This is a genomic window from Phycisphaerae bacterium, from assembly GCA_018003015.1.
In the GTDB taxonomy this organism is placed as follows: domain Bacteria; phylum Planctomycetota; class Phycisphaerae; order UBA1845; family PWPN01; genus JAGNEZ01.
In genome coordinates, this window is the sequence record JAGNEZ010000011.1 from 87,269 (window position 1) to 110,268 (window position 23,000).

At 64.1% G+C, this 23,000-nt stretch carries 14 protein-coding genes; 4 read left to right on the forward strand and 10 right to left on the reverse strand.

Annotation, left to right across the window (positions count from 1 at the left end):
• Positions 1-353 precede the first annotated feature (353 nt).
• Positions 354-2,771: a CotH kinase family protein gene (locus KA354_07280; protein ID MBP7934437.1), complete on the forward strand. Its 2,418-nt coding sequence runs from the start codon at positions 354-356 to the stop codon at positions 2,769-2,771.
• On the opposite strand, the gene KA354_07285 is transcribed toward KA354_07280, so the two are convergent.
• The 7 genes from KA354_07285 to KA354_07315 form a co-directional block, all read right to left on the reverse strand.
• Positions 2,668-4,032, reverse strand: a complete 1,365-nt coding sequence (locus tag KA354_07285; GenBank protein MBP7934438.1) for an esterase — start codon at positions 4,030-4,032, stop codon at positions 2,668-2,670. The two genes, KA354_07280 and KA354_07285, sit on opposite strands and share 104 nt — an antisense overlap.
• Complete coding sequence (locus KA354_07290) at positions 4,029-4,550, reverse strand: MarR family transcriptional regulator (GenBank protein MBP7934439.1); 522 nt, start codon at positions 4,548-4,550, stop codon at positions 4,029-4,031. Before KA354_07290 ends, KA354_07285 begins: the two co-directional genes overlap by 4 nt.
• 128 nt (positions 4,551-4,678) lie before the next feature.
• Positions 4,679-6,022 (reverse strand): ABC transporter permease, encoded by a 1,344-nt coding sequence (locus KA354_07295; GenBank protein MBP7934440.1) that lies wholly within the window; start codon positions 6,020-6,022, stop codon positions 4,679-4,681.
• Between the two features lie 128 nt (positions 6,023-6,150).
• The gene (locus tag KA354_07300; protein ID MBP7934441.1) at positions 6,151-7,146 is read right to left on the reverse strand and encodes a substrate-binding domain-containing protein; all 996 of its coding nucleotides are present in this window, start codon (positions 7,144-7,146) and stop codon (positions 6,151-6,153) included.
• A gap of 84 nt (positions 7,147-7,230) precedes the next feature.
• Entirely contained in the window at positions 7,231-9,348 is a 2,118-nt protein-coding gene (locus KA354_07305) for a hypothetical protein (protein ID MBP7934442.1), read from the reverse strand.
• Positions 9,349-9,620: 272 nt separating this feature from the next.
• Complete coding sequence (locus KA354_07310; protein MBP7934443.1) at positions 9,621-10,598, reverse strand: substrate-binding domain-containing protein; 978 nt, start codon at positions 10,596-10,598, stop codon at positions 9,621-9,623.
• Positions 10,599-10,710: 112 nt separating this feature from the next.
• Positions 10,711-11,676, reverse strand: a complete 966-nt coding sequence (locus tag KA354_07315; GenBank protein ID MBP7934444.1) for an ABC transporter permease — start codon at positions 11,674-11,676, stop codon at positions 10,711-10,713.
• A 293-nt stretch (positions 11,677-11,969) separates the two neighbouring features.
• Here KA354_07315 and KA354_07320 point away from each other — a divergent pair, with 293 nt between their 5' ends.
• Positions 11,970-13,661 (forward strand): DUF4091 domain-containing protein, encoded by a 1,692-nt coding sequence (locus tag KA354_07320; protein ID MBP7934445.1) that lies wholly within the window; start codon positions 11,970-11,972, stop codon positions 13,659-13,661.
• A gap of 217 nt (positions 13,662-13,878) precedes the next feature.
• Here the strand turns inward: KA354_07320 and KA354_07325 are convergent, their stop codons facing one another.
• Both KA354_07325 and KA354_07330 read right to left on the reverse strand, forming a co-directional pair.
• On the reverse strand, positions 13,879-15,897 hold the full coding sequence (locus KA354_07325) for a TonB-dependent receptor (protein ID MBP7934446.1): 2,019 nt from the start codon (positions 15,895-15,897) through the stop codon (positions 13,879-13,881).
• A gap of 94 nt (positions 15,898-15,991) precedes the next feature.
• Complete coding sequence (locus tag KA354_07330) at positions 15,992-17,038, reverse strand: hypothetical protein (protein ID MBP7934447.1); 1,047 nt, start codon at positions 17,036-17,038, stop codon at positions 15,992-15,994.
• A 335-nt stretch (positions 17,039-17,373) separates the two neighbouring features.
• Here KA354_07330 and KA354_07335 point away from each other — a divergent pair, with 335 nt between their 5' ends.
• Complete coding sequence (locus KA354_07335) at positions 17,374-19,485, forward strand: response regulator (GenBank protein ID MBP7934448.1); 2,112 nt, start codon at positions 17,374-17,376, stop codon at positions 19,483-19,485.
• Positions 19,486-19,659: 174 nt separating this feature from the next.
• On the opposite strand, the gene KA354_07340 is transcribed toward KA354_07335, so the two are convergent.
• Positions 19,660-20,844, reverse strand: coding sequence for an aminotransferase class V-fold PLP-dependent enzyme (locus KA354_07340; protein MBP7934449.1), 1,185 nt, complete (start codon positions 20,842-20,844; stop codon positions 19,660-19,662).
• Between the two features lie 421 nt (positions 20,845-21,265).
• Here KA354_07340 and purD point away from each other — a divergent pair, with 421 nt between their 5' ends.
• Positions 21,266-22,537, forward strand: a complete 1,272-nt coding sequence (gene purD / locus KA354_07345) for a phosphoribosylamine--glycine ligase (protein MBP7934450.1) — start codon at positions 21,266-21,268, stop codon at positions 22,535-22,537.
• Positions 22,538-23,000 lie beyond the last annotated feature (463 nt).

Genomic DNA, 23,000 nt, shown 5'->3' on the forward strand with positions numbered 1-23,000 from the left:
GGCCCCGCGTAGACGACTTCACGCCGCCCGTCCCACTCCCCGCCGTGGGGCGGGTTTCGTCGGCGTGCCGATTCGCTCGATTCGGGTGGCGGGTCGCACGATCGGTTCGCCTTGCCTGTCCTCGGATCACGGGAGTTACACCGACGCAACGATGCTGTGCGTGCGCTCCGGCAGGGGCGTCATCTTCATGTTGCCTTAAGGTTGACAAAGGGATAATTAGCGTTTCTTGCGCGAGCACTACGGGAGCACGACCCTCGTCGTTCCGTGGCTGATCGCGCGACCGAGGGCTCGACCGTCCGGTGATGAGGTGGTGTCGCCGGCTTGGAGGCAACGAGACAGAGAGGACGGGCGTCATGTCTTTCATGCGCAAGAGCATCGCCATCGCGGCTCTCACAGCGATTGTCGGGATCGCGGCCTTCTTCGCCGGACCGGGCATGGGTTGGGGTTCTGGAGATGGCGACCGCGGAGGTGACGATGATGTGAAGACGTCAACCTCGCCGTCGGATTTCAGAGCCAGCGTGGTGATCAATGAGATCTTCTACAACGCCCCGGAAGATCAGGACGATGTGCAATGGGTCGAACTCCACAACACCGGAAGCCAGACCATCGATCTGAGCTCGTGGATGCTGGACAAGGGCGAGGTTTATGTCTTCCCTGATGGGGCCACGATCCAGGCGAACGGATATCTTGTGGTTGCGCTGAATCCCACCGCGTTCCAGGAGAGCTACGGCATGCCCGCGCTGGGCCCGTTGAAGCGGCCACTGAAGCGGGGTAGTGAGAAGCTCGAACTCACCGACGCGAAAGAGAAGCGGATTGACAAGGTCCGGTACAAGGATCGTGATCCGTGGCCGGTGAGTCCGGATGCCTACTCCTCGTCGCTGGAGCGAATCTGCCCGACAGCATCGGGTGAAGATGCGGAGAACTGGGCGGCGTCACCTCTGCCGGCAGAGACCCCGAAGCCGAGCGGTACGCCCGGAAAGCAAAACGCGAGCTTCTCGGCCACGCTTCCTCCGGTGATCCGCATCGTCGGTGACCGGCCGGACGATCTCCAGCCGGACCAGCCTCTGCGTGTCGAAGCGGAGGTCAGAGGCGACCGACTGCGCGAGGTCAACCTCCTGTATCGGGTTGTGACCGAAGGAGTGGAAGGGCAGGAATCGGCGGTTCCGATGGTCAAGGACGCGGCCGGCGGGCGCTACCAGGGTTCGATTCCTGGCCAGAAACCGGGCACCTTGCTCAGGTACCGGGTCAAGGCCGTGGCCGAAAGCGGGGCCCTACGCGTGTGCCCGGCCGAAGGCGACCTGCGTCCGACCCTGTCCGTCTACGTTCATGAGAAGTGGGAATCAGCCAGGATTCCTTTCGGCTTCATCCTCCACGTGGGCGGTGGGCAAGCCAGAGTCCCGGCCGCTCCCGCATCACGAGAACGTCGTCCCGGCGGGCCGGCCGGATTTGGGGGGCCGGGTGGATTCGGAGGGCCGGGTGGCCCGGGCGGATTCTTCGGTGGACCGCCAGGCTTTGGCCGCAGGGAGGCCGAGACGCCCCGGCCGCCGCGAGGAACGTCCGCCTTCGTCTATGTGGACCACCAGACCGGCAAGACGACGCTCTTCGACCACATCAATGTCATCCAGCGCGAAGGCGGATTCGGTCCACGAGGAGGAGATGACCGCGGGTACAAGGTTTTCTTTCACAAAGACCGCACGCTCAACGGCATGAGTGCCGTCAATGTCGTCTATGAGGGTAGCGAGCGATTCCTTCTGGCCGAGGCTCTGGCCTACGACGTGTACCGGAGGGCGGGCAACGCGGCCTGCCTGACCGAGTTCGTGCGCCTGTGGGTCGATGGTCGCATGGTCGGCTATCATCTGATGGTCGAGCGGCCCAACCGCTCTTTCCTGCGGCGGAACAAGGTCGACGACGCTGGCAACCTCTACAAGTTGACTTGGCTGGGTCGAGGCGTGGTCGAGCAGCACGAGAAAAAGACGAACACCCGAAGCGGCCACGACGATCTTGTCGCTCTCGTCGAGCAGCTCGAGAAAACAAAGGGCGACGAGCAGTGGCAGTTAATTCAGCAGCATTTCAATGTCGATCAGGTCGCAACCTACTTTGCCGTCAACATGGTCCTCTCCCACTGGGACGGCTTCTTCAATAATCATTTCGTCTACCACGACACCGAAGGAACTAAGAAGTGGGAAATGTATCCCTGGGACCAGGACAAGACCTGGGGTTACTACGACGGAATCCCGCCGGACCAGGTGTTCTTCGACATGCCGCTGACCTTCGGCATGGAGGGTGCCCGACCACCGGAAAGTCGCGAACAGTCCGGCCCCGCCGGCGGTTTCGGCCCGTTTGGCGGAGGGCCATTTGGCGGCGGTCCGCCGGGCTTTGGTCCATTCGGCGGCGGACCTCCCCAAAGAGGCATGCAATGGTGGAGACCGGGCGGCTACTTCTCCAGGCCGTTGCTGGCCAACCCTCGGTTCCGCAAACTCTTCCTGGCGCGTATCCGCGATATCCTGGACACGATCTACACTCAGGAGACGTACTTTCCACTCATTGACGCGATGGCCGATCAGCTCAAGCAGGATGTCAGGTTGCGTGCGACGGCCACGGGCGACGCTCCCGAGGCTGCCGAGCAGCGGCTGACACAGAACGTCCAGATGCTCCGCGCCCACGTGGTCAAGCGCCGGCAGTTCCTGCTGGAGCAAGACGAGTTGCGTCTGCCGAGGGAAGGGACCGCATCCGCACCGGCGGCGGGGGCAAGTGACCCCTCGGCTCGTTGACGAATATCGCCCGTTGGGACTGCCCCGGTCGCCCGCCGACGCCGGGGGTGACCTGCAGAGTCGTCGTGAAGAGTTGAGGAAGCAGGCCGTTCAGGTACTGCCGCCAGTTGATCCAGGTATGGCCGCCGCCGGAGGTGGCCATGTCGAGCTTGAAGCCGTGGCGAGCAAGGGTGTCAGCCAGGGCCTTGGCGCCGTTCAGGGCGAAGTCCTTCTCGCCGACGCGGATCCAAAGGAGCTTCACTGACCGATTGACCTGCTCAGCCTTCTTCAGGAAGTCGGCGTTCTGGTTCTCCCAGGTCTCGGCGTCGCGCCAGATACCGGCACTGAAGATCGCGACGTAGGCGAACTGATCGGGGTGGACGATGAGGACTCGCAGCGTCTGGCCCCCGCCCATGGAGAGGCCGGCGAGGGCCCGGTGCTCGCGGTCGGCCAGGACTCGGAACTGCTTCTCCACGCAGGGGACGATTTCCTTCATCAGTTCGTTGGTGAAGCGGTCCTGAAGGGCAGTCATCACTTCAGGTGACGGTGGCGTGCCTGGGGAGAAGCCTGGGATGTTCGTCGGTGGGGGCAGGCTGCCGTTGGGCATGACGATAATCAGTCGCTTGGCCTTGCCCGCGGCGATCAGGTTGTCGGCGATGAATCCGGCCCGGCCGATCGTACTCCAGCCGGAGTCCTCGTCGCCGGCACCGTGGAGCAGGTAGAGGACGGGGTACTTCTCCTGGCTGTCGTCGTAGCCGGGCGGTGTGTAAACGTGCATTCTCCGCTGGGTATCGAGCGTCTTGGAGTGGTACCAGACCTGGCGGATCTGGCCATGGGGGACGGGCTTGTTGTCCTGGAAGGCGGTCTCGTCGCCGGCCAGATAGAACATGCTGTCCAGCCCGATGATGCCTTGCTTGACCAGAGGGTTGCGGGGGTCGATGGTCTTGACGCCATCCACGGTGAAGGCGTAGCTGTACAGATCAGGTACGAGCGGCCCGACGGTGACGGACCACAGGCCCTGGTCATCCTTGGTGAGCTTCTCGCCGGGTCCGCCGCCGGTCCAGTCCCCCCCAACGCTGACTTCCGACGCCTTTGGGGCGAGGATTCTGAACGTCACCTTGTGGTCGGCCAGGATTTCAGGAGAAGGGACATTGGGGCCGCGGCCCTGAAAACCGGCGGCCCGCCCCGGCCGTGAGGCTTGGCCGAGCGATTGCTGGAGCGAGATGCAGGTCAAGCCGACAAGAATTGCGGCGGCAATGCGGAACGACGGGCAGCGGGTCATGGTTCAGTCCTCCTCAAAGACGTTTTCCGGACGATTAGACCGCGACCGCGGCCGGCGGTCGTGATGGTTCGCTTGTTGCGCGGACGGGTGCCGACCATCGGATGCGTTCCCTCGGCAATCCGCTGCAGGTACTCGACCAGGAGATCTGTTTCGCCGGGGGTGAAGAGATGGATGAGCCGCCGGCGGAAGTCTTGGCTCTTGTGCCAGAGATGGGTGTACCGGCGCCGCCCCTTCGGGGTCAGGGCGACGTTGCGGGCCCGGCCATCGGTCGGATGCGACCGCCGCGAGACCAGACCCTGGTTCTCAAGCAGGACGAGCATGGCTCGGATGGTGTTGGCGTCGGACGAGGCCCGGCGGACGAGTTCCTGCTGGGTGATGCCGTCCTGCTCCGCGAGAAGGGCGAGCAGCACGAACTGGTTAGCGGTCACTTGGTGCGGGCTCAACACGGTGTCCGCCTGCCGGTGCATGGCCCAGTATGCGGCCCGTAAGGCCATCGCGATGTTGTGGCTGGTGGGCATGCCGCAGGTTCCGGGCAAATATGACGTATACGTATGAGACGCGATCTGGAGCGTATTCGACCGGCGAACCGGTGTCAACCTCGCTGAAGGGAGACCGTCTCGGAACGACGAAAGGAGAATGGAGAAGGTCACTTGCGGCGCAAGAGGGGGAAACCCCGGCGCTTCAGGTTGTCGAACAGCACCGCGCCGAGGATGACCAGGCCGAGAACGACATTCTGGGTATAGCTCTCCACGCCGGTGAGGTTCATTCCGTTCTGAATGACCGCAATGATCAGGGCTCCGACCAAGGTGCCGAGGATGCGGCCTTCGCCGCCGGAGAGGCTGGTTCCGCCGACCACGACGGCGGTGATGACGTAGAGTTCGTAGAGCCGTCCGTAGGTAGGCGATCCGCACCTGAGCTGGGAGGCCGTGACCACGCCGCCCAGGCCGGCCATCGCTCCGCAGACGGCGTAGACAATGAGCAGGACACGCTTCACGGGCACGCCGGAGAACCTGGCCGCGTCACGGTTGCCGCCGATGGCGTAGATGCGCCGGCCCAGCGTCGTGCGGCTCATGAGCAAATGAGCCAGAACGTAAAGGACGAGGGCGAGGAAGACAGCGTTGGGGATTCCGAGGACACTGGCCCCGCGCCCCAGCCAGACGAAGGATGCCGGAATCTGATAAACGGCCTGGCCCTGCGGGAGCAGGTACGCGAGGCCGCTGGCGACGAGCATCATGCCCAGCGTGGCAATGAACGGAGGAACGGCGAAGACCGTGACCATGAGCCCGGAGAACAGGCCCATCAGCCCGCACACCAGGATGCCGCCGGCCGAGCCGAGAATCATGCCCGCGACCGAAGCTTGCTCGGCACCGGCCAAGTCGCGGATCAGCAGGGCAGTCACGACTGCAGAGAGGGCGATCAGGCTGCCGACGGAAAGATCAATGCCCCCGGTGATGATGACCAGGGTCATGCCGACGGCCAGGATGGCGATCACTGCGATCTGGTCGGCCACGTTGAGGAGGTTGTCCGCCTTGAGGAAATTGGGCCATCGGTAGCTCTGGGGCATGATCACCTCGGCGCCCGCGAGGATGGGAAAGGCGGTCCTCAAGTCGCCGAAGACCGCCCAGTTCGCCGTGACGTGGTTGCCGGCGATGATGTCCAGCCTCACGCCCTGCCTGGAGATCCGCTCGAGTTCGCGCCGAGCGTCCACGGGCTGGCCGCGAACCGTGGCTTCTACGGAGAAGCCCGCGTTACCAAGGCTCGCCTCGAGCGCATGGGTGAAGAGGACGTCTTCGGGAATATCCCGGCCAACGATCAGTACCGAGGCCGGCTTCTGGAAACGTTGGAGGATCTGCTGGGTGAGGGCCCGGGCCCCTGCCTCGCCGACGGGATGCTGCTCGTCGAGCGTGACCCAGCTGTAGTAGCCGCACAACAACAGGAGTACCAGGACCATCCCGTAATCGGAGAAGGCTCTCGAGAACGCTGTTCGCATCTCGCTGCTGTGGTCCGTCGTAAACATAAGCGCCCTGTAGGGTATCTGAATGAGCCTTGTCGGACAGGTTTCCAGCCGGTCACGTCTGACCGGCAAGATGCCGGTCCCACACCATGCCGGTTCCACTCCTACCGGATGGCCGGATCCGCCTGGGCATCTCTCTGGCGGTAGAGGGCCGTCGGGATCAGGATTTCGGGTGGAACGGTCTCGCCGGCGAAGTGTTTCACGATGGTCTGAGCGACCTCCCGTCCAATCCGGTCAGGAAACTGGATCGGGTCGGCGTAGATCTTGCCTTCCCGGATCGCCTTCTTGCCTTCGGGTTGGCCGTCGAAGCCGATGATCTTGATCTGATCGGCCTTGCCGGCGTTCTCGAGCGCCGCCCGCACCCCCAGTGCCGAGGGGTCGTTAACCGCGAAGATGCCAGCCAGATCCGGGTGGGCCTGCAGCAGGTCTTGGGCGACCCTGAAGCTCCGTTCCCGGGCTCCGTAGCCAGGCAGCCTGGCCACGATCTGAATGCCGCCGCCGGCCTTCTCGTTTTCCTGGGCAATTCTCTCCTCGAAGCCCTGGACCCGCATCATGGCGGACTCAACTTCGGGATGATGCACGATGGCCACCTTGCCCTTGCCGCCGATGGCTTCGATCATGGCCACGGCCGCTTCAATTCCGCCGCCGTGATTGTCGGTGGCCACGTGGGTGACCACCTTGGCCGCCGGGTCGAGGCAGGCGATGTCAGCGGTGAAGACCGGGATGCCCTCCTGGTTGGCTTCCTGGATGATCGGCCCAATGGACTTGGAATCGCATGGGGTCAGGACGATGGCGGCGACCTTCCGCACGATGAAATCCTTGACCTGGTTGCCTTGCCGGGCCGCATCGAGTTCACCGCTCACAACGATGGCCTCGTAGCCGTGGCCGGCAGCCTCGCCGCTGAAGCTGTCGGCGAGCTCCTTGAAGAACGGGTTGGTCAGGGTGAGCACCGACAGGCCGATGGTCCCCCTGGATGCCGTGACGGGCTTGCTGGTGGCTGTTTCCGGCTGTGCCGAACCCTGATCGCCGCTCTGCTTGCACGCCGTTAGAACGTATGGAAGCAGGGCCATTCCCAGAACCAGGCTCTTTCGCGTGGTCATGTCGATCCTCCGTGAGCACGGGCCTGCTGCGGCCGGCGAACGCGGCCACCTCCGCCGGTGCAGCTGATGGTAAACGTGCGCAAGCTACTTTGCCAGCGGGCGGATCTCGATTTGACTAAAGGTGACGTGGATGCCTTCCGTGAAGAAGACCAGGCAGTCTCGTGCCCCGGAAACGCTTCGCCCGACGAGCGTGTTCCGGTTATCGAGGCATGCATCCACGATGTCGTTCTTGAGGATGAGGTCGACGGCGATCGGCCGATCCAGGTCCTCCAGGGATTGAAGCGCGATCGCCTCCTTGCCCAGGCTGACCTTTCGTTCCTGCGGCTCGATTCTCAGCGCGCAGGCCGGTTTCCCGCCGGCGCTGGGGCGGACACCGAAGCCGCCGGTCTGTCCGGGCCTGCCCCCGGCGGAAACCCGGAAGCGGACGTGGGCGTTCGCTGGCAGAGCGAGGAGCGTCGCCGTCGGGCGGCCGGACGGCCCGAGGCTCACCGAGTCCCGGCCGGCGGCAACCTCACCACTCTCAACCTCCCAGACGTTCCTCAGGAGCTTGCCGCTCGCCGGGGTCAGTTCGGGCACGAATCGTGTGCCCAGTGTCCCGTCGGAGTTCTGGAAGAGTTCCCTGAAGATGAAGTCGCCCCCCCATCCAACGTCCGAAAGCCAGGAGACGTAGATTCTTCTTCCACCTGTGAACTGTGCCGTCTTGGGCACGTAGAGGACATCCAGCCGGTTTGGCTTCGGTTCGGTCCAGGGGCCGAACGGGCTGCGGGACATCCAATACACGTGCTCCGCCAGGAGGTAGTGCCGGTTATTCCAGGCAAAGTAGTTGGGGCAATCGGTGACCCGCCCAGGCACGAGCAAGGGGTCCTTCAGCGCCCATTCCTTGAGGTCCGTTGATTCGAGGTGGGCGATGCAGCCGTCGCGTCCATCGACGAACCGGGCCGTGACCAGCATGTGAAAGCGGTGGGTGCCTGGATCGTGGAAGACCTCCGGATCGCGATAGTGCATCGGATCGTAACCGGGTTGCGGGAGGAGGATGGCTTTGGCGTCGCCCTTGTCAAAACGGACGGCGTCAGTGCTGATCGCGTGGTAGATGCTCTGCCGGTCGTCGAGCGCCCGGACGGCATAGAAGGCATGGTAGGTGCCGTCGTGAAAGAGGACCGACCCAGTGCAGATGGAGCCTTCCTCCTGCCGGGTGATGGGAAGGGCCATGGGTTGCTGTTGCCAGCGGACCAGGTCGCGGGTGGAAAGGTGAGCCCACTGATGGGCACCGAGGCCCCATTTGCTGTGGTGATGCCGCCGGTCGTAGAGATAGAAGAGGTGGAACGTGCCCTCATGGAAGAAGGGCATGCAGTCGCCCGCGTGCACATTCAAGCCGGGCGGACGCTGGTAAGCCGGGCTGATTGATGGCCGGCCGATGATCGCTGTCTGTCGCGCCGCGACGGCTTCGTTTCCTCCGGAGAGAGCGACAACCTCAGCATCGCCAAGGGCCCGGTTCCAGAGTGCGGCGTGATCCACCATGCCGCGAAACCTGCATTTGACCTGGCCGTTGATGGACTCCGCGCCGATGAGGCACGGTTCCGGATTCTCCGTCCGCAGTGAGCCGATGGGCCATTCCTCGTCCACCAGGACGCCGTCGATGGACAGGTCGAGACGGGCATCGTCGAACCGGGCGATGACATCATGCCACGCCGTAGCTCCGATTCGCGACAGCGGCGCGCTGAGCTGCAGGGGGCGATCGTTCCAGGTGGTGCCGAGTTCGAAGCCCATGGCCGGGCCGGCTCCCAGGTCGGTGACGAAGAGGTTGTAGCTGAGACGGCTGTGGCCACCATGCTTCGAGAAAAGAGGGGTGTCGTTCTCGCCCGTAGGGTCACGATAGCGGAGCAGAAGGGTCATGGTCTTCCCGCTCAACCGCAGCTCGCCGTCGGCGCCCTGGCCTGCATTCAGCCAGCCGCCGCGGAAGAGAGCGGCTTTCCCATCGCCACCGCGGGCCAGGGATGCCGCCCGGTCCTCGCCCTCGAGGGGGACCCCGAGCTCGACATCCCCGTCGATGGTCAGAACGCTGTTTCGGCTGGACGCGTCGCTGAGGTCGTTCATATGCCAGATGGCGACCGCATCATCCATCGGGCCGACTGCCCGGAGTGATTGTGCTGCTGCGGCAAGTGCGAGAAGAAAGACGATCTTCGGATGGTGGTTTGTACTCACGGGTCGATGGCTCCGGTCTGGAGAGTGCTTGCCATCGGGCGAAACACAGGTGCGGATTCGCTGCCCGGCGAGGGTATCGGGTGGCAATCACGAGGTCAATATCGCGGCACGATCGCTCCTCGATTCAGCGGCCGCGCGGTGGAGGGGCTCAGATGGCCGACGCCGACAACCAGGTGCTCCCTCGAACCACGAGTGGACGCCGGAAGCTGGAGTATCTCCCCAGAGTCGCCGATCGCAGTCCGGGCGCTCGGTGTGCCGAACGCGACGGACTCTCACTGACCCTGCACATCCTTGGCAGTCACCAGATCGGTGGGCACCGGTGTCTCCGGTGGCAGGGTGGCACCCTTGGCGACGGCCACGGCTGCTTCGACGCCCAGCTTGCCCATCTTGTCGGGATGCTGCTCGATGGTGGCGTGGAGTGTGCCCGCTCGGATCGCTTCACGGGCGGCGGCGAGGTTGTCGTAGCCGGCCACGTAGACTTGGCCCGTCTTGCCGGCCGAGGCGATGGCCTGGATCGCGCCCAGGGCCATCATGTCGTTGGCGCAAAACACGCCCTTGAGCCCCGGGTTCGTATTGAGGATGCTCTCCATCTTCTTCAGGGCCGGCTCGGTTGCCCACTCGGCGGTGTCCATGGCCGCGATCGTGACCTTGCCATCGGTCGCCTTGACCGCCTGCTCGAAGCCGCGTTTGCGGTTCTCGGCATTGTCTACGCCGCGAATGCCCTCGAGCATCGCCAGCTTGCCCTCGCCGCCGATCTTGGCGATCAGGGCTTCGGTGCTCTTGCGGGCCCCCTCGGCGTTGTCCGGCCCGATGAAGGTCTCGATCTTCAGGCCCGCGTCCTTGGCCGCAGCCGCGTCAATCCGGTTGTCGAGATTGATGATCTTGATGCCGTGAGCCTGGGCGTTCAGCAGTGGGGCGATGATCGCCTTGGAGTCGGCCGGTGCGACCAGGATCACCTTCGAGCCCTTGCCGATCGCGGTCTCGACATGAGCGGCCTGCCCGGCGGTGTCGGTTTCCTTGTCCACAGCCATGACGTCGAGCTGGACGCCGTGTTCCTTGGCCGCCTGCTCCGCGCCGGCGGCCATCTTCTCGAAGAACGGGTTGGTGCGGGCCTTCATCAGCAGTGTCACCCGCAGGACCGATCCCGACGGCTTGGTGGTGCTCGATGACTGCCCTTCCTGCTTGCAGCCGACCAGGAACAGGGAAGTCACTGCCCAGAACGACGTCACGATGATGGCCTTGCGCATCATGTCAAGTCACTCCTCGAACCGCCACGGACGGCGGCTACCCACGTGATGAATCGGTCTCACTCTCACCGCTCGCTTCCCAGTTCCCGAAAACAGCAGGCCGCAGCAGTCGGGCTTACATCGCCACTGCAGTCGTTCCCTGGCTACGCCGGCTGTCAATGTACGCCGCCACGACCAGAACGCAACCGACGATGATCTTCTGCGTCGACTCGTGCACGTTCGCGGTGTTCAGCCCGTTGGCCAGGACGGCCATGATCAGCGCCCCGATGAGCGTTCCGACCACCGATCCCTCTCCGCCGGCGAGCCGCGTACCGCCGAGTACGACGGCGGCGATAGCGTACAGCTCAAAGCCCTCCCCTGCCGTGTAGCTGCCGGTCGCCACCCGCGACCAGTAGATCATGCCCGCCAGCCCGGCGCAGAGTCCGCTGAAGGCAAAGCACATGATCCGCACCCGGCCGGTCCGCACGCCTGAGTATTCGCAAGCCAGCAGGTTGCCGCCTACGGCGTACACCCTCCGGCCGGCGACGGTGGTCGCCAGGAACAGGCCCCCGGCCGCGACGGCCACAATCGCCACCAGGATCGGAATCACCGAAGCCATGGTCGGTGTGCAAGCCAGGAGCTCGGTTTCTCCCCCGCTGACCCAGTAGGCCAGACCGCGAATGACCAGCAGCGTGGCCAGGGTCACGATGAAGGAGGGAATTCGCAATCTCACGGAAAGCCACCCGTTGCCCGCCCCGCAAGCCAGTCCCACCGCCAGTGAAGCAGCCAGTCCGATCGCCACCATGCCCCAGGTCGGTGGCCCGGAAGGCCTGCATGATTGAACCACGGCCACGAAGACGACGTTGCACAGGGCCACCGCCGAGCCGACGGAGAGGTCGATCCCGCCAGTCAGAATGACGAAGGTCATACCCACCCCGAGGGTCAGGTTGATGGCTGCCTGCTTGAGGATATTGATCTGGTTGGTGTCATTGAAGACCCAGGCGTTGTCACGCTCGATCACGAGGAACTGGGGTATGCCCAGCCGCCACTTCGTGGGGTCCAGCGGCTGGCCCTGCGTGTCCAGGGCGGACAGCAGGATCATGGCTGCATAAACGCCCAACAGGGCAACAAGCAGGTGGCGGTAATGGCGGAGACCGCTGGTCATCATCTGTCGCGCTCCTCCTTGGCGGATAGCATAACTCCCGAGGTGCATACCGCAATGTCGGGGTTTGCCTGGCGGCTTGCGGCCGCGTAGCATGTCGGCGGCAAGGAGCCTATCCCCCTCGGCCCGACACCCAGGTGTCCCGCATCGGTCCTTGCTGGCGAGACGCCCGTGCCACACTTATGGGGACACGTTCTATGTGCTGTTCAAATGCCCTATCGAGAGGTGACGTCATGCCAGGCCGGTTGTACCTTACCCGAGTCGCCCTTGTGGTCATGGGTTTCGTTTCCGGTGCCGCTCTGGCCGAGCCACCCAAGCTGGAGGTCTGGCCGGTGGACCCGCTGGTGAAGGTGTTTCGCGACGGGCGTCCGCTTCAGCCCGGCGAAGCCACGACGGAGGTCGCCCGGGGCGAATACGCCAGCCTCCAGGTCGTGGCCCGCTGCGAGAAGGCCCTCCAAGGCTTGCGTGCGATGCTCGATCCGCTCACCCCGGAGGGTGGCAAGGGCGGCTCATTGGCAATCGGCTCGATTCGTTTCGTCGGCTACGTGCCCGTGGACCGGCCGATGCAGACACCCTCCAAAGACCAGCTGCGCAAGCCGCCGGCCGACTACCCGGATCCGCTTCTCGAGCGGGCGGAAATCGACGTCGAGGCAGGCCAGGCCCAACCCATCTGGTTGACGATCCCGGTCAAGATGGATACGGAGCCGGGGCTCTATCGGGGTACGCTCAGAATCACGGCATCCGCAGACGGGCAGAGCGCGTCCGCGAGCGCGCCGGTGGCGGTGATGGTGCACAAGGCGACGGTCGGGCGTTCGCGGTTGTGGGTGACGAACTGGTTCCAGATGACCTCGGCGCACATGAAGAGCAAGCCCGGGACCGATACGCCGGCCTATTGGGAATTGCTGCGCCGCTATGCCCGCAACATGGCCGCTCATCGTCAGAACGCGGCCCTGATCGCCCCGTTGTCATCGGCGGCCTACAAGGTCGGCGCGGATGGGAAGCTCGAGGCCGACTTCACCCCATTCGATCGTTGGGTGGAGATCTTCATCCAGGAGGGCGTGATCGGCCGGATCGAGGGCGGGCACATCGGCGGTCGGGTCGGCGGATGGGATTCACAGTTCGTCGTCCAGATCCGGCAGGTGAAGGACGGCAAGGTGACGTCCGCCTCGGTCGATCCCAAGAGTCCGGAGGCCGAGACGTTCTACGCATGGTACTTCCCGACCTTGCTCAAGCACCTGGAGGAGAAGGGCTGGCTGGACCGGTACGTTCAGCATCTGGCCGACGAGCCCATTCCCGGCAACATCGAGAGCTACCGCGCCATGGCCGCCCTCGTTCGCAAGCATGCCCCCAGGCTCAAGACCATCGAAGCCTGCCACACCAAGGACCTCGTGGGAGCGATCGACATCTGGGTTCCCCAGCTCAACTTCTATCACCAGGACTACAAGCACTACACCCAGCGGCAGAAGGCCGGCGATGAGGTCTGGTTCTACACCTGCGTCTTCCCGCAAGGCGAATACGCCAACCGGTTCATCGAGCAGCCGCTGATCAAGACCCGACTGCTGCACTGGATCAACTACCGCTATGGCGCGACGGGATACCTGCACTGGGGCTACAACTGGTGGACGGATCAGGATCCGTTCAAGATGACGACTCGTCCCCACGGCGGACCGGAGTACTTGCCGGCGGGCGACGCCTGGATCGTCTATCCGGGAGCCGACGGCCCGCTGGACTCCCTCCGCTTCGAGGCCATGCGCGACGGCATCGCCGACCACGAGTTGCTCAGCATGCTGGGTGAGCGCGACGCCGGAGCGGCGGAGAAGCTGGTCGGTACGCACGTCCTGGCCTTCGATCGCTACGATTGTGACGCGGCCACCTTCCGGGCCACGAGGCACGCGTTGCTCGAGCAGCTCGACCAGGCCCGCTGACAAGGCCCTACTTGAACACGAATCACACTTCCGCGTCAACCATCCGTGGAACCTCGACGTCGTTCAGGAACGCCGAGCCTCCCTCGAAGTGGTGGGAGTCGAGCAGATTGCGGACGCCCACCGCAATCGAGGCCTGCTTCTTTCAGAATTCACACTCGCTGCCGCCGATCGTCTGGCACTCTCTCTCGGCACAAGGCTCGGTCGTGGGGCATCCCTTCTACTTGAAGACCAGCCGTACCTCCGCGTACACCATGCGCGGGGCCTCCCCGTGATTCGAGAACGCCGTGCTTCCCTCTGGGTGGTCGGGGTCGAGCAGGTTGCGCACGCCCACGGCCACCGAGCCTCGGTCTTTCCAGAACTCGTATTCCCCGCGCAAGTCGAGCCGGAAGTAGGAGTCAAAACTCTGGCGGAACTGGGGAAACAGCGGGCTTACCGCTGAGACCGAATCGACGTAGTAGAGATGGGCGGAGAGGTGCACTCGATCGAGCGGGCTGTATCGCGTGCCGACCATGAACTTATGGCGGGGCTGACTGATCTCGTCGATGTAAGCCCCGCGGTATGAACCGTTGGTGTCGAACCGCTCGAAGGTGTAGTTGCCCAGCAGCGTCAGCTGCGGGTTGACGGGGTACCGGGCATCCAGCTCGGCCCCATAGGTCCAGCCTCGGACACCGTTCTCGAAGTACTCCTGCAGCAGGCCGGGCGGGCCGGGGCGCAGATGACCAATGTACATGTTGTCGGTCTGATTGCAGAACAGGTTGGCGTTGGTCTGGAGCCGCTTGAAGAACTCGCCTCGATAGCCCAGTTCATAGGCGATGACCTGTTCGGCGTCGACGTCCTGGTCGGACGTCATGTGAGCTAGCCCGCCGAGCATCGGTATTTGCATGAACCGGATGCCCAACGGCGGCATCTGGAAGGCCCGGGCCACCGCCGCGTAGACGAAGGAGGTATCCGAGAGCTCGCGGGACAGGGCCACGCGCCCGCTGGGCTCGAACCCGCCATAGAATTCGTAGTCGATCCTGGCGCCCAGATCGAGCCTCCACCGGGGGGCAAACTGCCATTCGTCGTTGACGTACAAGCCGATGATCGCCGTGGAGGCGAAATCCTTGCTCATCAGATAGGGGTCCGAGTTGGAGGCATCAAGTAGGTCCGTTCGGGTGTCGAGCCCCCAGGTGAGCGTGTGGCCGTCCCGGTTCTTGATCGTGTCAGTGAATTGAAGGGCAATCTGCTGATAGCGGTAGTCCACCGAGCGGGTGCCGTGGCACGCGTAGTAGTCGTTGACGTAGGCGTTCAGGGCGAATTGGTTGTCCGGGGCAACCTGGTGTTCCCACTTGCCGAGAATGAAGGAAGCCTGAGCCGTGGGATTCTTGGAGCTGAAGAGCTTGGCCAGCGGCGCCACCGAAACGCCGCCGTCCGTCAGCCCGTGTCCGCCGGAAAGGGTGATCTTGTCGGCCGGCCCGGCGTCGTAGATCGCGTGCACCCCGGAACGTCCGATCTTGAGGTCGTCCTCCAGGCCGGCCAGGAGCGAGCCGCCGCGACGGAAACCATCGCTGCCTTCATATTCGCCGGAAACGCGCAGCCGAAGCTTGTGGTCGGAGAAACCGTACCCGAGGTGTTCCTTCTGAGCACCGCGCGAACCGCCGCCTCCGGTCACCGTCAGCCCTTGCTGCTCGGCAGGATCCTTGGTGATGATGTTGATCACCCCGTAGACCGCGTTGGCTCCCCAGGTCACGCCGCCTGGGCCGCGGATGATCTCGATTCGAGCGATGTCCTCAAGCTGGAACGGCCAGTTGCCCCACAGCGTTCCTCCGAAGAGCGTGTCAAACACCTGGCGACCGTCCACCAGTACCAGCGTCTTTCGGGCGAGAGCGCCTTGCCCTCCGCGGGGTGACACGGCCGCGATGTTGTAGGTGATGTCGGCCACATCGACACCGGCGGCCAGCCGCAGCGCGTCCGGGACGTTTCGGGCCCCCGAGGCTCGGATGTCCTCGGCGGTAATGATCGTCGCGGCAAACGGGAGGGTGTTGATCTTCTGTTCATGCCTCGATGCGGTCACGACGATAGGGACTTCCAGGGTGAGCAGGTCGATGTCGTCGGTGGTGAACTCATTCCCGGGGGCGCTGGCCGGCTGACTGGCCGCCGGGGCAGCGGAACCGTGCGTCAAGGTCTCGTTTCCGCTCGTTTGGCTGGCAGATCCGCAGATCAGGGTAAGAAAGAAGGCTGTGCGTGTCATCAGCATCGGGAATGCTCCACGGCTCACCGTCAACGTCTCGACCCGGACCCGCTTGCGCGGTCGTCGTGGCGGTGTGCTGCCTGAACAGCTCGGATGGCGGTTACTCGTTGCCATAGCGAATCGTCGTCTCGTTCAGGACCGGGCCAGGAATCGTGAGGCCGATCATGCTGGCCGTACGCTCGTTGACGGCTTTCTGGATCTGGTCGGGATACTGCAGACCGATCTTGGACGGCGCCTCACCAGCAAGGACGCGCATCGCGACACGGGCCGTCTGCTGACCAATTGACTCGTAACTGGTGTAGCAGCCGCCCAGTGCGCCGCTCTTGACGAAGTTCTCGGAGAACGCCCAGACCGCCTTCTTCTGCCTCAAACCCCACAACAAGGCGGGTCTGACGGTATCCTTGGTATAAACCTGGGCGTCCGCGATCATCAGCAGTGCATCGCAGTTCCTGCGAGTGAGCTCCTCGATGCCCTTGGCGAACTCGTCTCTGGAGGTCTCGATGAGGGCGATGCTGAGACTGGTCTCGGTGCCGGCCCGATGGATGGCCTCCGCCGTTCGCTTGGACCGGAGACTGTACAGGACCCCCACGCTCCGGACTTGGGGCTGAACCTTGCCGATCCACTGGAGCTGGGTTCTGGGCAGGACGTCCGTGGTCACACCCGCAACCCGGGAGTAGTGTGTGTTGCTCCTCTCGGTCATGGGGAAATCAGAGGCGTTGGTGATCATGCCGTAGACCACAGGAACAGCCTTGATGTTCTCCAGGGCCGCCGAGGTAGCCTGCTCGCCAATCGTGATAATCACGCTCGGCCTGACTCCTTCCACCCGCTTGAGGACATCGAAGAGGTCGGAACTGGCCGCCGGGGGAGCCCCGGGTTGAGACGCGGTTCCGGTGGTGACGGATGGGCCCTGACGAGGCAATTCGTACAGTTTGACTTCATGCCCCTTGTCCCCGAGGGTCTTCTCCGCAGCGATGGCCGCAGACTTGTAGGCGTCGTGCGGGGCCAGCAGAATCGCGATGGAAGCCGCCTCGACCTTGGCCTGGGCGAGTGCGATCGTCCCAAGGGTCATCGCAAGGGAGAGGATCCCGCAGGTGAGGCGAGACTGTCTCGGGGACAGGATGTGGACTTGTGGACCGCTCGTCGCCATCAGGGCATTCCGCACTTATGTCCCCGACTCAGAGGTGCGGATCCAGCTTCGGATCACGAAACCCCTTGATCCCTGGACCACCGTAGAGCACGGATGGCCGCAAGCAGGCTTATTATCGGCATCCTGGCCCCTTACTGAAGGTAAAGCGTGGTCGGTCTTCCCGTTTCCGGTCATTGGGACGATCCTCCAACAGGCAATCTGAGCTTGTCGTGTGATGGAAATCCGCCAGGCAGCACCTACACATGTCGGGTGTCTCAAAGGCCGATGTAATGACAGGCTGGGGTCTGGGGACAAGAACGACCGACGTGCTGGGTCGGATGAGGAGTAGTCCACACTTGGGTCTCAAGGGACGGGCGTTAATCTTCTGTGTTTTGTTGCTGGCCGGCACCGTCGGCACGCTGAGCACGTCGCTCAGCTACCTGCATCACCGCACGGCCGTCCGGAATGTCCACCAACAAGCGATGATCCAGGCGAAGTCCATTGGACGAACTGCCGAGCCGGACATCCTGTTGAACGATGCGAAGGGTCTTCAGCGGCTTCTGCAGGCGACTGGGGAGGCTGGCCAGTTCCGACTTGGCCAGATTACGGATCCGGAGGGCAAAATCCTGGCTCGGTCCGGGCAATCTCCGCCTGGGGGCGAGCCTGAGCTTCCCCCGGTCAGCGTCCGCCCGAGACAGCCGGATGCGTTCCTGGTGACCTCCGAGAATGAGGAGGTCATCGTGTGGGTGCCCGTATGCTGGCGGGCCAACGATCTGGACCTCGGCCCGCTTCCTGCGGAGGAGAGCGAGGACCCCAAGACCGGCGTCGGCGTCCCGATCGGCTATGTGTGCCTGAGTTACTCGATGGCTCCGCTCCGTGCCGAGATGTGGCGGCACCTCATGCTCAGCGCGGTGATATCGGGTGGGGTCATCCTGATCGGCCTGCTGGTGACGTTCGGCGTGGTTCGCCACGTGTTGACTCCGGTCGAAGACCTGGCCCGTACGGCGGCGGCTATTGCCGACGGCGATCTGTCCAAGCGGGCCAGCGAGGATGCGATCGGAGAGATCGGGACGCTCGCCGAGTCCTTCAATCACATGGCCGAGACCATCCGCCAGTACACTGAGAGCCTGGAGGAGCAGGTTCACGAGCGGACCATCGAGTTGACCGATGCCCTCCGGCGGGCCGAGGCGGCGACCCTGGCCAAGAGTGAATTCCTGGCCAACATGAGTCACGAGATACGCACTCCACTCACGGCCATCATGGGCTACACTGACATTCTGATTGAGGAGAGCTACAGCCGGGCGGCCCAGGAACCGCTGGGGATTGTCAAGCGCAATGGGCAGCATCTGCTGCAGATCATCAACGACATCCTCGACCTGTCCAAGATTGAATGCGGCAAGATGGAGATCGAGCGTGTTGCGATGCCGTTGGTCGGTCTGATTGCCGAGATCAAGTCGCTGATGCAGATACGCGTGGAGGCGAAAGGTCTGAGCTTCCGCATCGAGTACGCGGGTGAGATTCCGGAGACCATTGAGAGCGATCCGACCCGCGTTCGCCAGATTCTGATCAACCTGGTCGGCAACGCGATCAAGTTCACGGAAGCGGGCGGCGTCCGGCTTCAGGTGCGGTTTGTCGAAGCCGCCGGGCCGGACATTGTTGAGCAGGTGTCGGTCACGCTGGACAGCGAGGGCGAAGCCGGCGCCCAGGTCCGAATCAGGCCGGGGGATCCTTGCCTTGAGATCCAAGTCATTGACACGGGGATCGGCATGGACAGCGAGCAGATCGGTCGTCTGTTCCAGCCGTTTTCTCAGGGGGACACCTCCATGACCCGCCGGTTTGGCGGTACCGGTCTCGGCCTGGCCATCAGTCGTCGTCTCGCCCAGCGGCTGGGGGGTACGGTCACGGTTCGAAGCGAGCTGGGCAGGGGAAGCACGTTCACGTTGCTTCTTGCCACCGGTCCGCTGGAAGGGGTACGCCGGATCGCGAAGCCCGACGACGTGATCATCACCGAGTCGGTGGTCGAACGTACGACCGAGCCACCAGCGGAGCCCAAGGACCTGGGCGCTCGAATCCTCCTGGCCGAGGATGGGCCGGATAACCAGCGTCTGATTTCCTTCGTGCTGAAGAAAGCCGGTGCCGCCGTTGTCGTGGCGGAGAACGGGAAGGTAGCGGTCGAGATGGTGCGAGCGGCCCAGCGGGAAGGTCGGCCGTTCGATCTGGTGCTGATGGACATGCAGATGCCGGTTCTCGATGGTTACGGTGCGACCGGTCAACTTCGCAGGATGGGTTGTTCGGCGCCGATCATTGCCCTCACTGCCCATGCCATGGCCGGTGACAAGGACAAGTGTCTATCCGCCGGTTGCACGGACTACGCGACGAAGCCGATTGATCGCAGGGTGCTCCTCGATGTCATCCGGCGGTGTCTTGGGAACGCAGCCTCCACGGCCCAGGCCACCCCATCGGTTTGACGGGCATTGATTGGATCTGGGGCTCGCCCGCGCGGCGGGTTCCGGGCGCGGTTCATGGTCTTCTTGCAGCTTCTCTTTTGCAGCAGGGGATTCGGTGATTCGCATCTTCCCGGACAGCTGGATGAGGAGGCGATCCTGTCCCGTCGGGGGCATGCCGGCTGAGCGGATACTGGCTTAGAGCAGCTCCGTCAGGGCATCGGCGAGGCGATCGTACTGCCCTGCGTTGTTGTACACCTGGGCGGCGACGCGCAGCATGGCCTGGCGTGGTGCCGGCCAGTAGAACACGGGGACCTCGATCGAGAAGCGATCGGCCAAGATCCGGCCCAGGCGGGGCAGGGGCACGGGTGCGGCCGGGTCGGCGGGCTCGGTGGCGGCGGGCACGTCCGGCAGCCTGACGGCGGCAATTGAGCCGATCATCTCTTCCGAGCACGCCGGCTGGGTGCCGAGTCGATGGCAGAGCATCCGCCGCGCGGCCAGGACGGTCTCGCGGTTGTGCCGCATCAGTCCGTCGAGGCCGCTGGGCACCAGGGTTGACACGAACCGGATGGCCTGGCCCACGCAGAGCCAGGCGGTGGGATCGTCCGTACCTTGCCAGTCGAAAGCGTCCTGGAAGCTGGTGTAGCCGAGCCGGGGCTGGTTGTAGCCGTGGCTGATGATCGGCGGCTGGATGCCCTCCTGCCGGTCGGGCCGGACATAGAGGAATGCAGATCCTTTTGGTGCGCATAGCCACTTATGGCAGTTGCCGGTGTAGTAGGCTGCCCCGAGCTGATCGAGATCCAGCGGCAGCATCCCGGGGGCGTGAGCCCCGTCCACGAGGACATCGACGCCGCGTTCGGCCAGCCGCCGGACCAGTTCCTGGATCGGGAAGACAGCCGCGGTCGGGCTGGTGACGTGGTCGAGCACGGCCAGCCGCGTTCGGTCGGTCACGCAGCCGAGAACGGCATCCAGAACCTCCTGGGGCGATTGGATCGGGACGGGCACTTTGGCGACGACCGCTTCGGCGTCCTGGCGCCGGGCGACATATCGAACCACGTTGGAGCAGGCGTTATAGCCGTGATCGGTCACCAGCAGCTGGTCGCCTGGTCGGAAGCGAAGTGATCGCACGACCGCGTTGACGGCCGCGGTGGCGTTGTGGACGAAGACCAGGTTTTCCGGTCGGCCGCCCACGAGGCTTGCCAGGCATCGCCGGGACTCGTCCAGGAGCGGGAACATATCGCGTACCAGGAAGGGGACCGGCCGCTCCTCCATGCGTTTGCGCAGCCGGGCCTGCAACTCCAGCACTGGCCTGGGGCAAGCCCCGAAAGCGCCGTGGTTGAGCATGACGATAGACGGATCGAGTAACCAGGTAGGCTTGGTCATGGATGTTGGGGTGCGGTGGAAAACGGGTCGTGGGGGGTCGGCGGTGTCCTCGTTTTGGCAGGAATCCGCGTTACCGCCCCGCGAGTACCCGGGCGACCCGTGTCACGGCTCGGTATTCACCATTCACATCGCGGGTACTCGGTGCGACGGAAGACCATCAAGCACGCGGCCCGAGGCTTTGCGGGACACCTGCGGCTGGCAGGTCATCAGCGAGGCGTTCGGGTTTCGCGTGGGAGCTATTCTACCCGGGCTGGTGGAAGTGGCAATCTGGCATCACCTGGATGGAGGTGTTGAGTTTCCCTCGGGGTGTCTTCGCGTCCGGCGCGTCCGGTTCTTTACTTGCCGGCCGGGTTGGGCCACAATTCGGCAGGGTGCTGGACGGATGGGTGGCCACCTCCGGCGACTCGCTAAGGAATTGGTGATGAAGGTTCTGGTGGTAGGGAGCGGCGGGCGTGAGCACGCCCTGGTCTGGAAGGTCGCGCAATCCAAGCGGGCGAAGCGTCTGTTCTGTGCGCCGGGGAATGCGGGCACGCTGGCCCTGGCCGAGAACGTGGACCTCAAAGCCAACGATGTTCCGGCGATCGTCAGCTTTGCCAGGAAGGAGAAGGTCAACCTGGTGGTGGTTGGGCCGGAGGATCCGCTCTGTCTGGGGCTGGTCGATGCCCTGAGCGAGGCGGGCATCCGGGCGTTTGGTCCCACGAAGGCGGCGGCCAAGATCGAGGCGGACAAGGCGTTCTGCAAGCAGATCATGCAGCAGTCCTCGGTGCCGACGGCCGATGCCCGGGTCTTCACCCAGTTCCGCGACGCGCGGACGTACGTTGCGACCCGGGATGCCGGAATCGTGGTCAAGGCGGCCGGCCTGGCACAGGGCAAGGGTGTGATCGTCTGCGATGACCCGGCGGACGCGATTCTAGCCCTCGAGCGGATCATGGTCCGGCGTGAGTTCGGGGCGGCGGGTGACATCGTCGTGGTCGAGGAGAAGCTGGTTGGCACGGAGATCAGCGTTCTGGCCTTTGTTGACGAGCACACGATCTACCTGATGGAGAACACGCAGGACCACAAAGCTGTTGGAGAGGGGGACACCGGTCCGAACACGGGAGGGATGGGGGCTTACAGCCCGACGCCGCTGCCGGACGACAAGACTCTACGACAGATCGAAGCGGAGATCCTCGTTCCGGTGATCGACGCGCTGAAGCGAGAAGGTGTCACCTACCGGGGGCTGCTCTATGCTGGTCTGATGTTGACTCCCGGGGGACCGAAGGTGCTGGAGTTCAACTGCCGATTTGGCGATCCGGAGACCCAGCCGCTGATGATGCGGCTCAAGACCGACCTCATCAGTGTCTTTGAGGCGGTGATCGACAACAAGCTTGATGGGGTATCGTTGGAGTGGGATCCTCGCCCGGCGGTGTGCGTGGTGATGTCGTCCGCCGGTTATCCCGGGGCTTACGAATCCGGCAAGGAGATCTTGGGCTTGGAGGAGGCCGGCCGGCTCCCCGATACGGTAGTTTTCCACGCCGGCACGCGCAAGAGTGGGGACAAGATTGTCACTTCGGGGGGCCGTGTCCTGGGCGTGACCGCGCTGGGGGATACGCTTCAAGAGGCACGCGACCGCTGCCATCGAGCCATAGACATGATTCGATTTGACGGGGCCTACCATCGTCGTGACATTGGCCACAAGGCGTTGGCCAAGTAGCAGGCTGGGGGTGTCACGAGCGGTCCGGCTGCGGGGGACGTTGTCTATGCCGGCCGTCGGGTGTGTCTCACGGCCAGGGCGATATGTTTCCCGTGGCGAGTGGGCCGGAGCCGCTTGTCCGACCTGGCTGGGCAGCGGTTGCGGCGGCGAAACGAAGCCATTGCCGGGCTGGGTGAACCGCCTTGGTGACCTCGCCGGGGCGGTTTCGGGGTGTGCATGGGTGAAATGTCCGGCGCCAAACGAAGCCAAAGTTGGGGTGGGGCGTCGCAGGCGGGGGGTGTCTTTTCGGTTGTCAAAGAGCTGGGAGGGCGGGGCTGGGCGTTTCCCCTATCGATATCGTGTTGGGTGTTCCGGTGGGTGATGGTTGGACGGGACGGGGGGCGGCGCCGAGTGGTGGGGCGATAGCCGGCGGGTGGACCTGCGGAGTACTGCAGAACCGTCTGCCCCACATTCTGGTCTGCAG

Bases quoted from the DNA above. Each gene is read 5' to 3' on its own strand.
- KA354_07280 (MBP7934437.1), top strand. From the start codon at position 354: ATGTCTTTCATGCGCAAGAGCATCGCCATCGCGGCTCTCACAGCGATT.
- KA354_07285 (MBP7934438.1), bottom strand. From the start codon at position 4,032: ATGACCCGCTGCCCGTCGTTCCGCATTGCCGCCGCAATTCTTGTCGGC.
- KA354_07290 (MBP7934439.1), bottom strand. From the start codon at position 4,550: ATGCCCACCAGCCACAACATCGCGATGGCCTTACGGGCCGCATACTGG.
- KA354_07295 (MBP7934440.1), bottom strand. From the start codon at position 6,022: ATGCGAACAGCGTTCTCGAGAGCCTTCTCCGATTACGGGATGGTCCTG.
- KA354_07300 (MBP7934441.1), bottom strand. From the start codon at position 7,146: ATGACCACGCGAAAGAGCCTGGTTCTGGGAATGGCCCTGCTTCCATAC.
- KA354_07310 (MBP7934443.1), bottom strand. From the start codon at position 10,598: ATGATGCGCAAGGCCATCATCGTGACGTCGTTCTGGGCAGTGACTTCC.
- KA354_07315 (MBP7934444.1), bottom strand. From the start codon at position 11,676: ATGATCCTGCTGTCCGCCCTGGACACGCAGGGCCAGCCGCTGGACCCC.
- KA354_07320 (MBP7934445.1), top strand. From the start codon at position 11,970: ATGCCAGGCCGGTTGTACCTTACCCGAGTCGCCCTTGTGGTCATGGGT.
- KA354_07325 (MBP7934446.1), bottom strand. From the start codon at position 15,897: ATGCTGATGACACGCACAGCCTTCTTTCTTACCCTGATCTGCGGATCT.
- KA354_07330 (MBP7934447.1), bottom strand. From the start codon at position 17,038: ATGGCGACGAGCGGTCCACAAGTCCACATCCTGTCCCCGAGACAGTCT.
- KA354_07340 (MBP7934449.1), bottom strand. From the start codon at position 20,844: ATGACCAAGCCTACCTGGTTACTCGATCCGTCTATCGTCATGCTCAAC.
- purD (MBP7934450.1), top strand. From the start codon at position 21,266: ATGAAGGTTCTGGTGGTAGGGAGCGGCGGGCGTGAGCACGCCCTGGTC.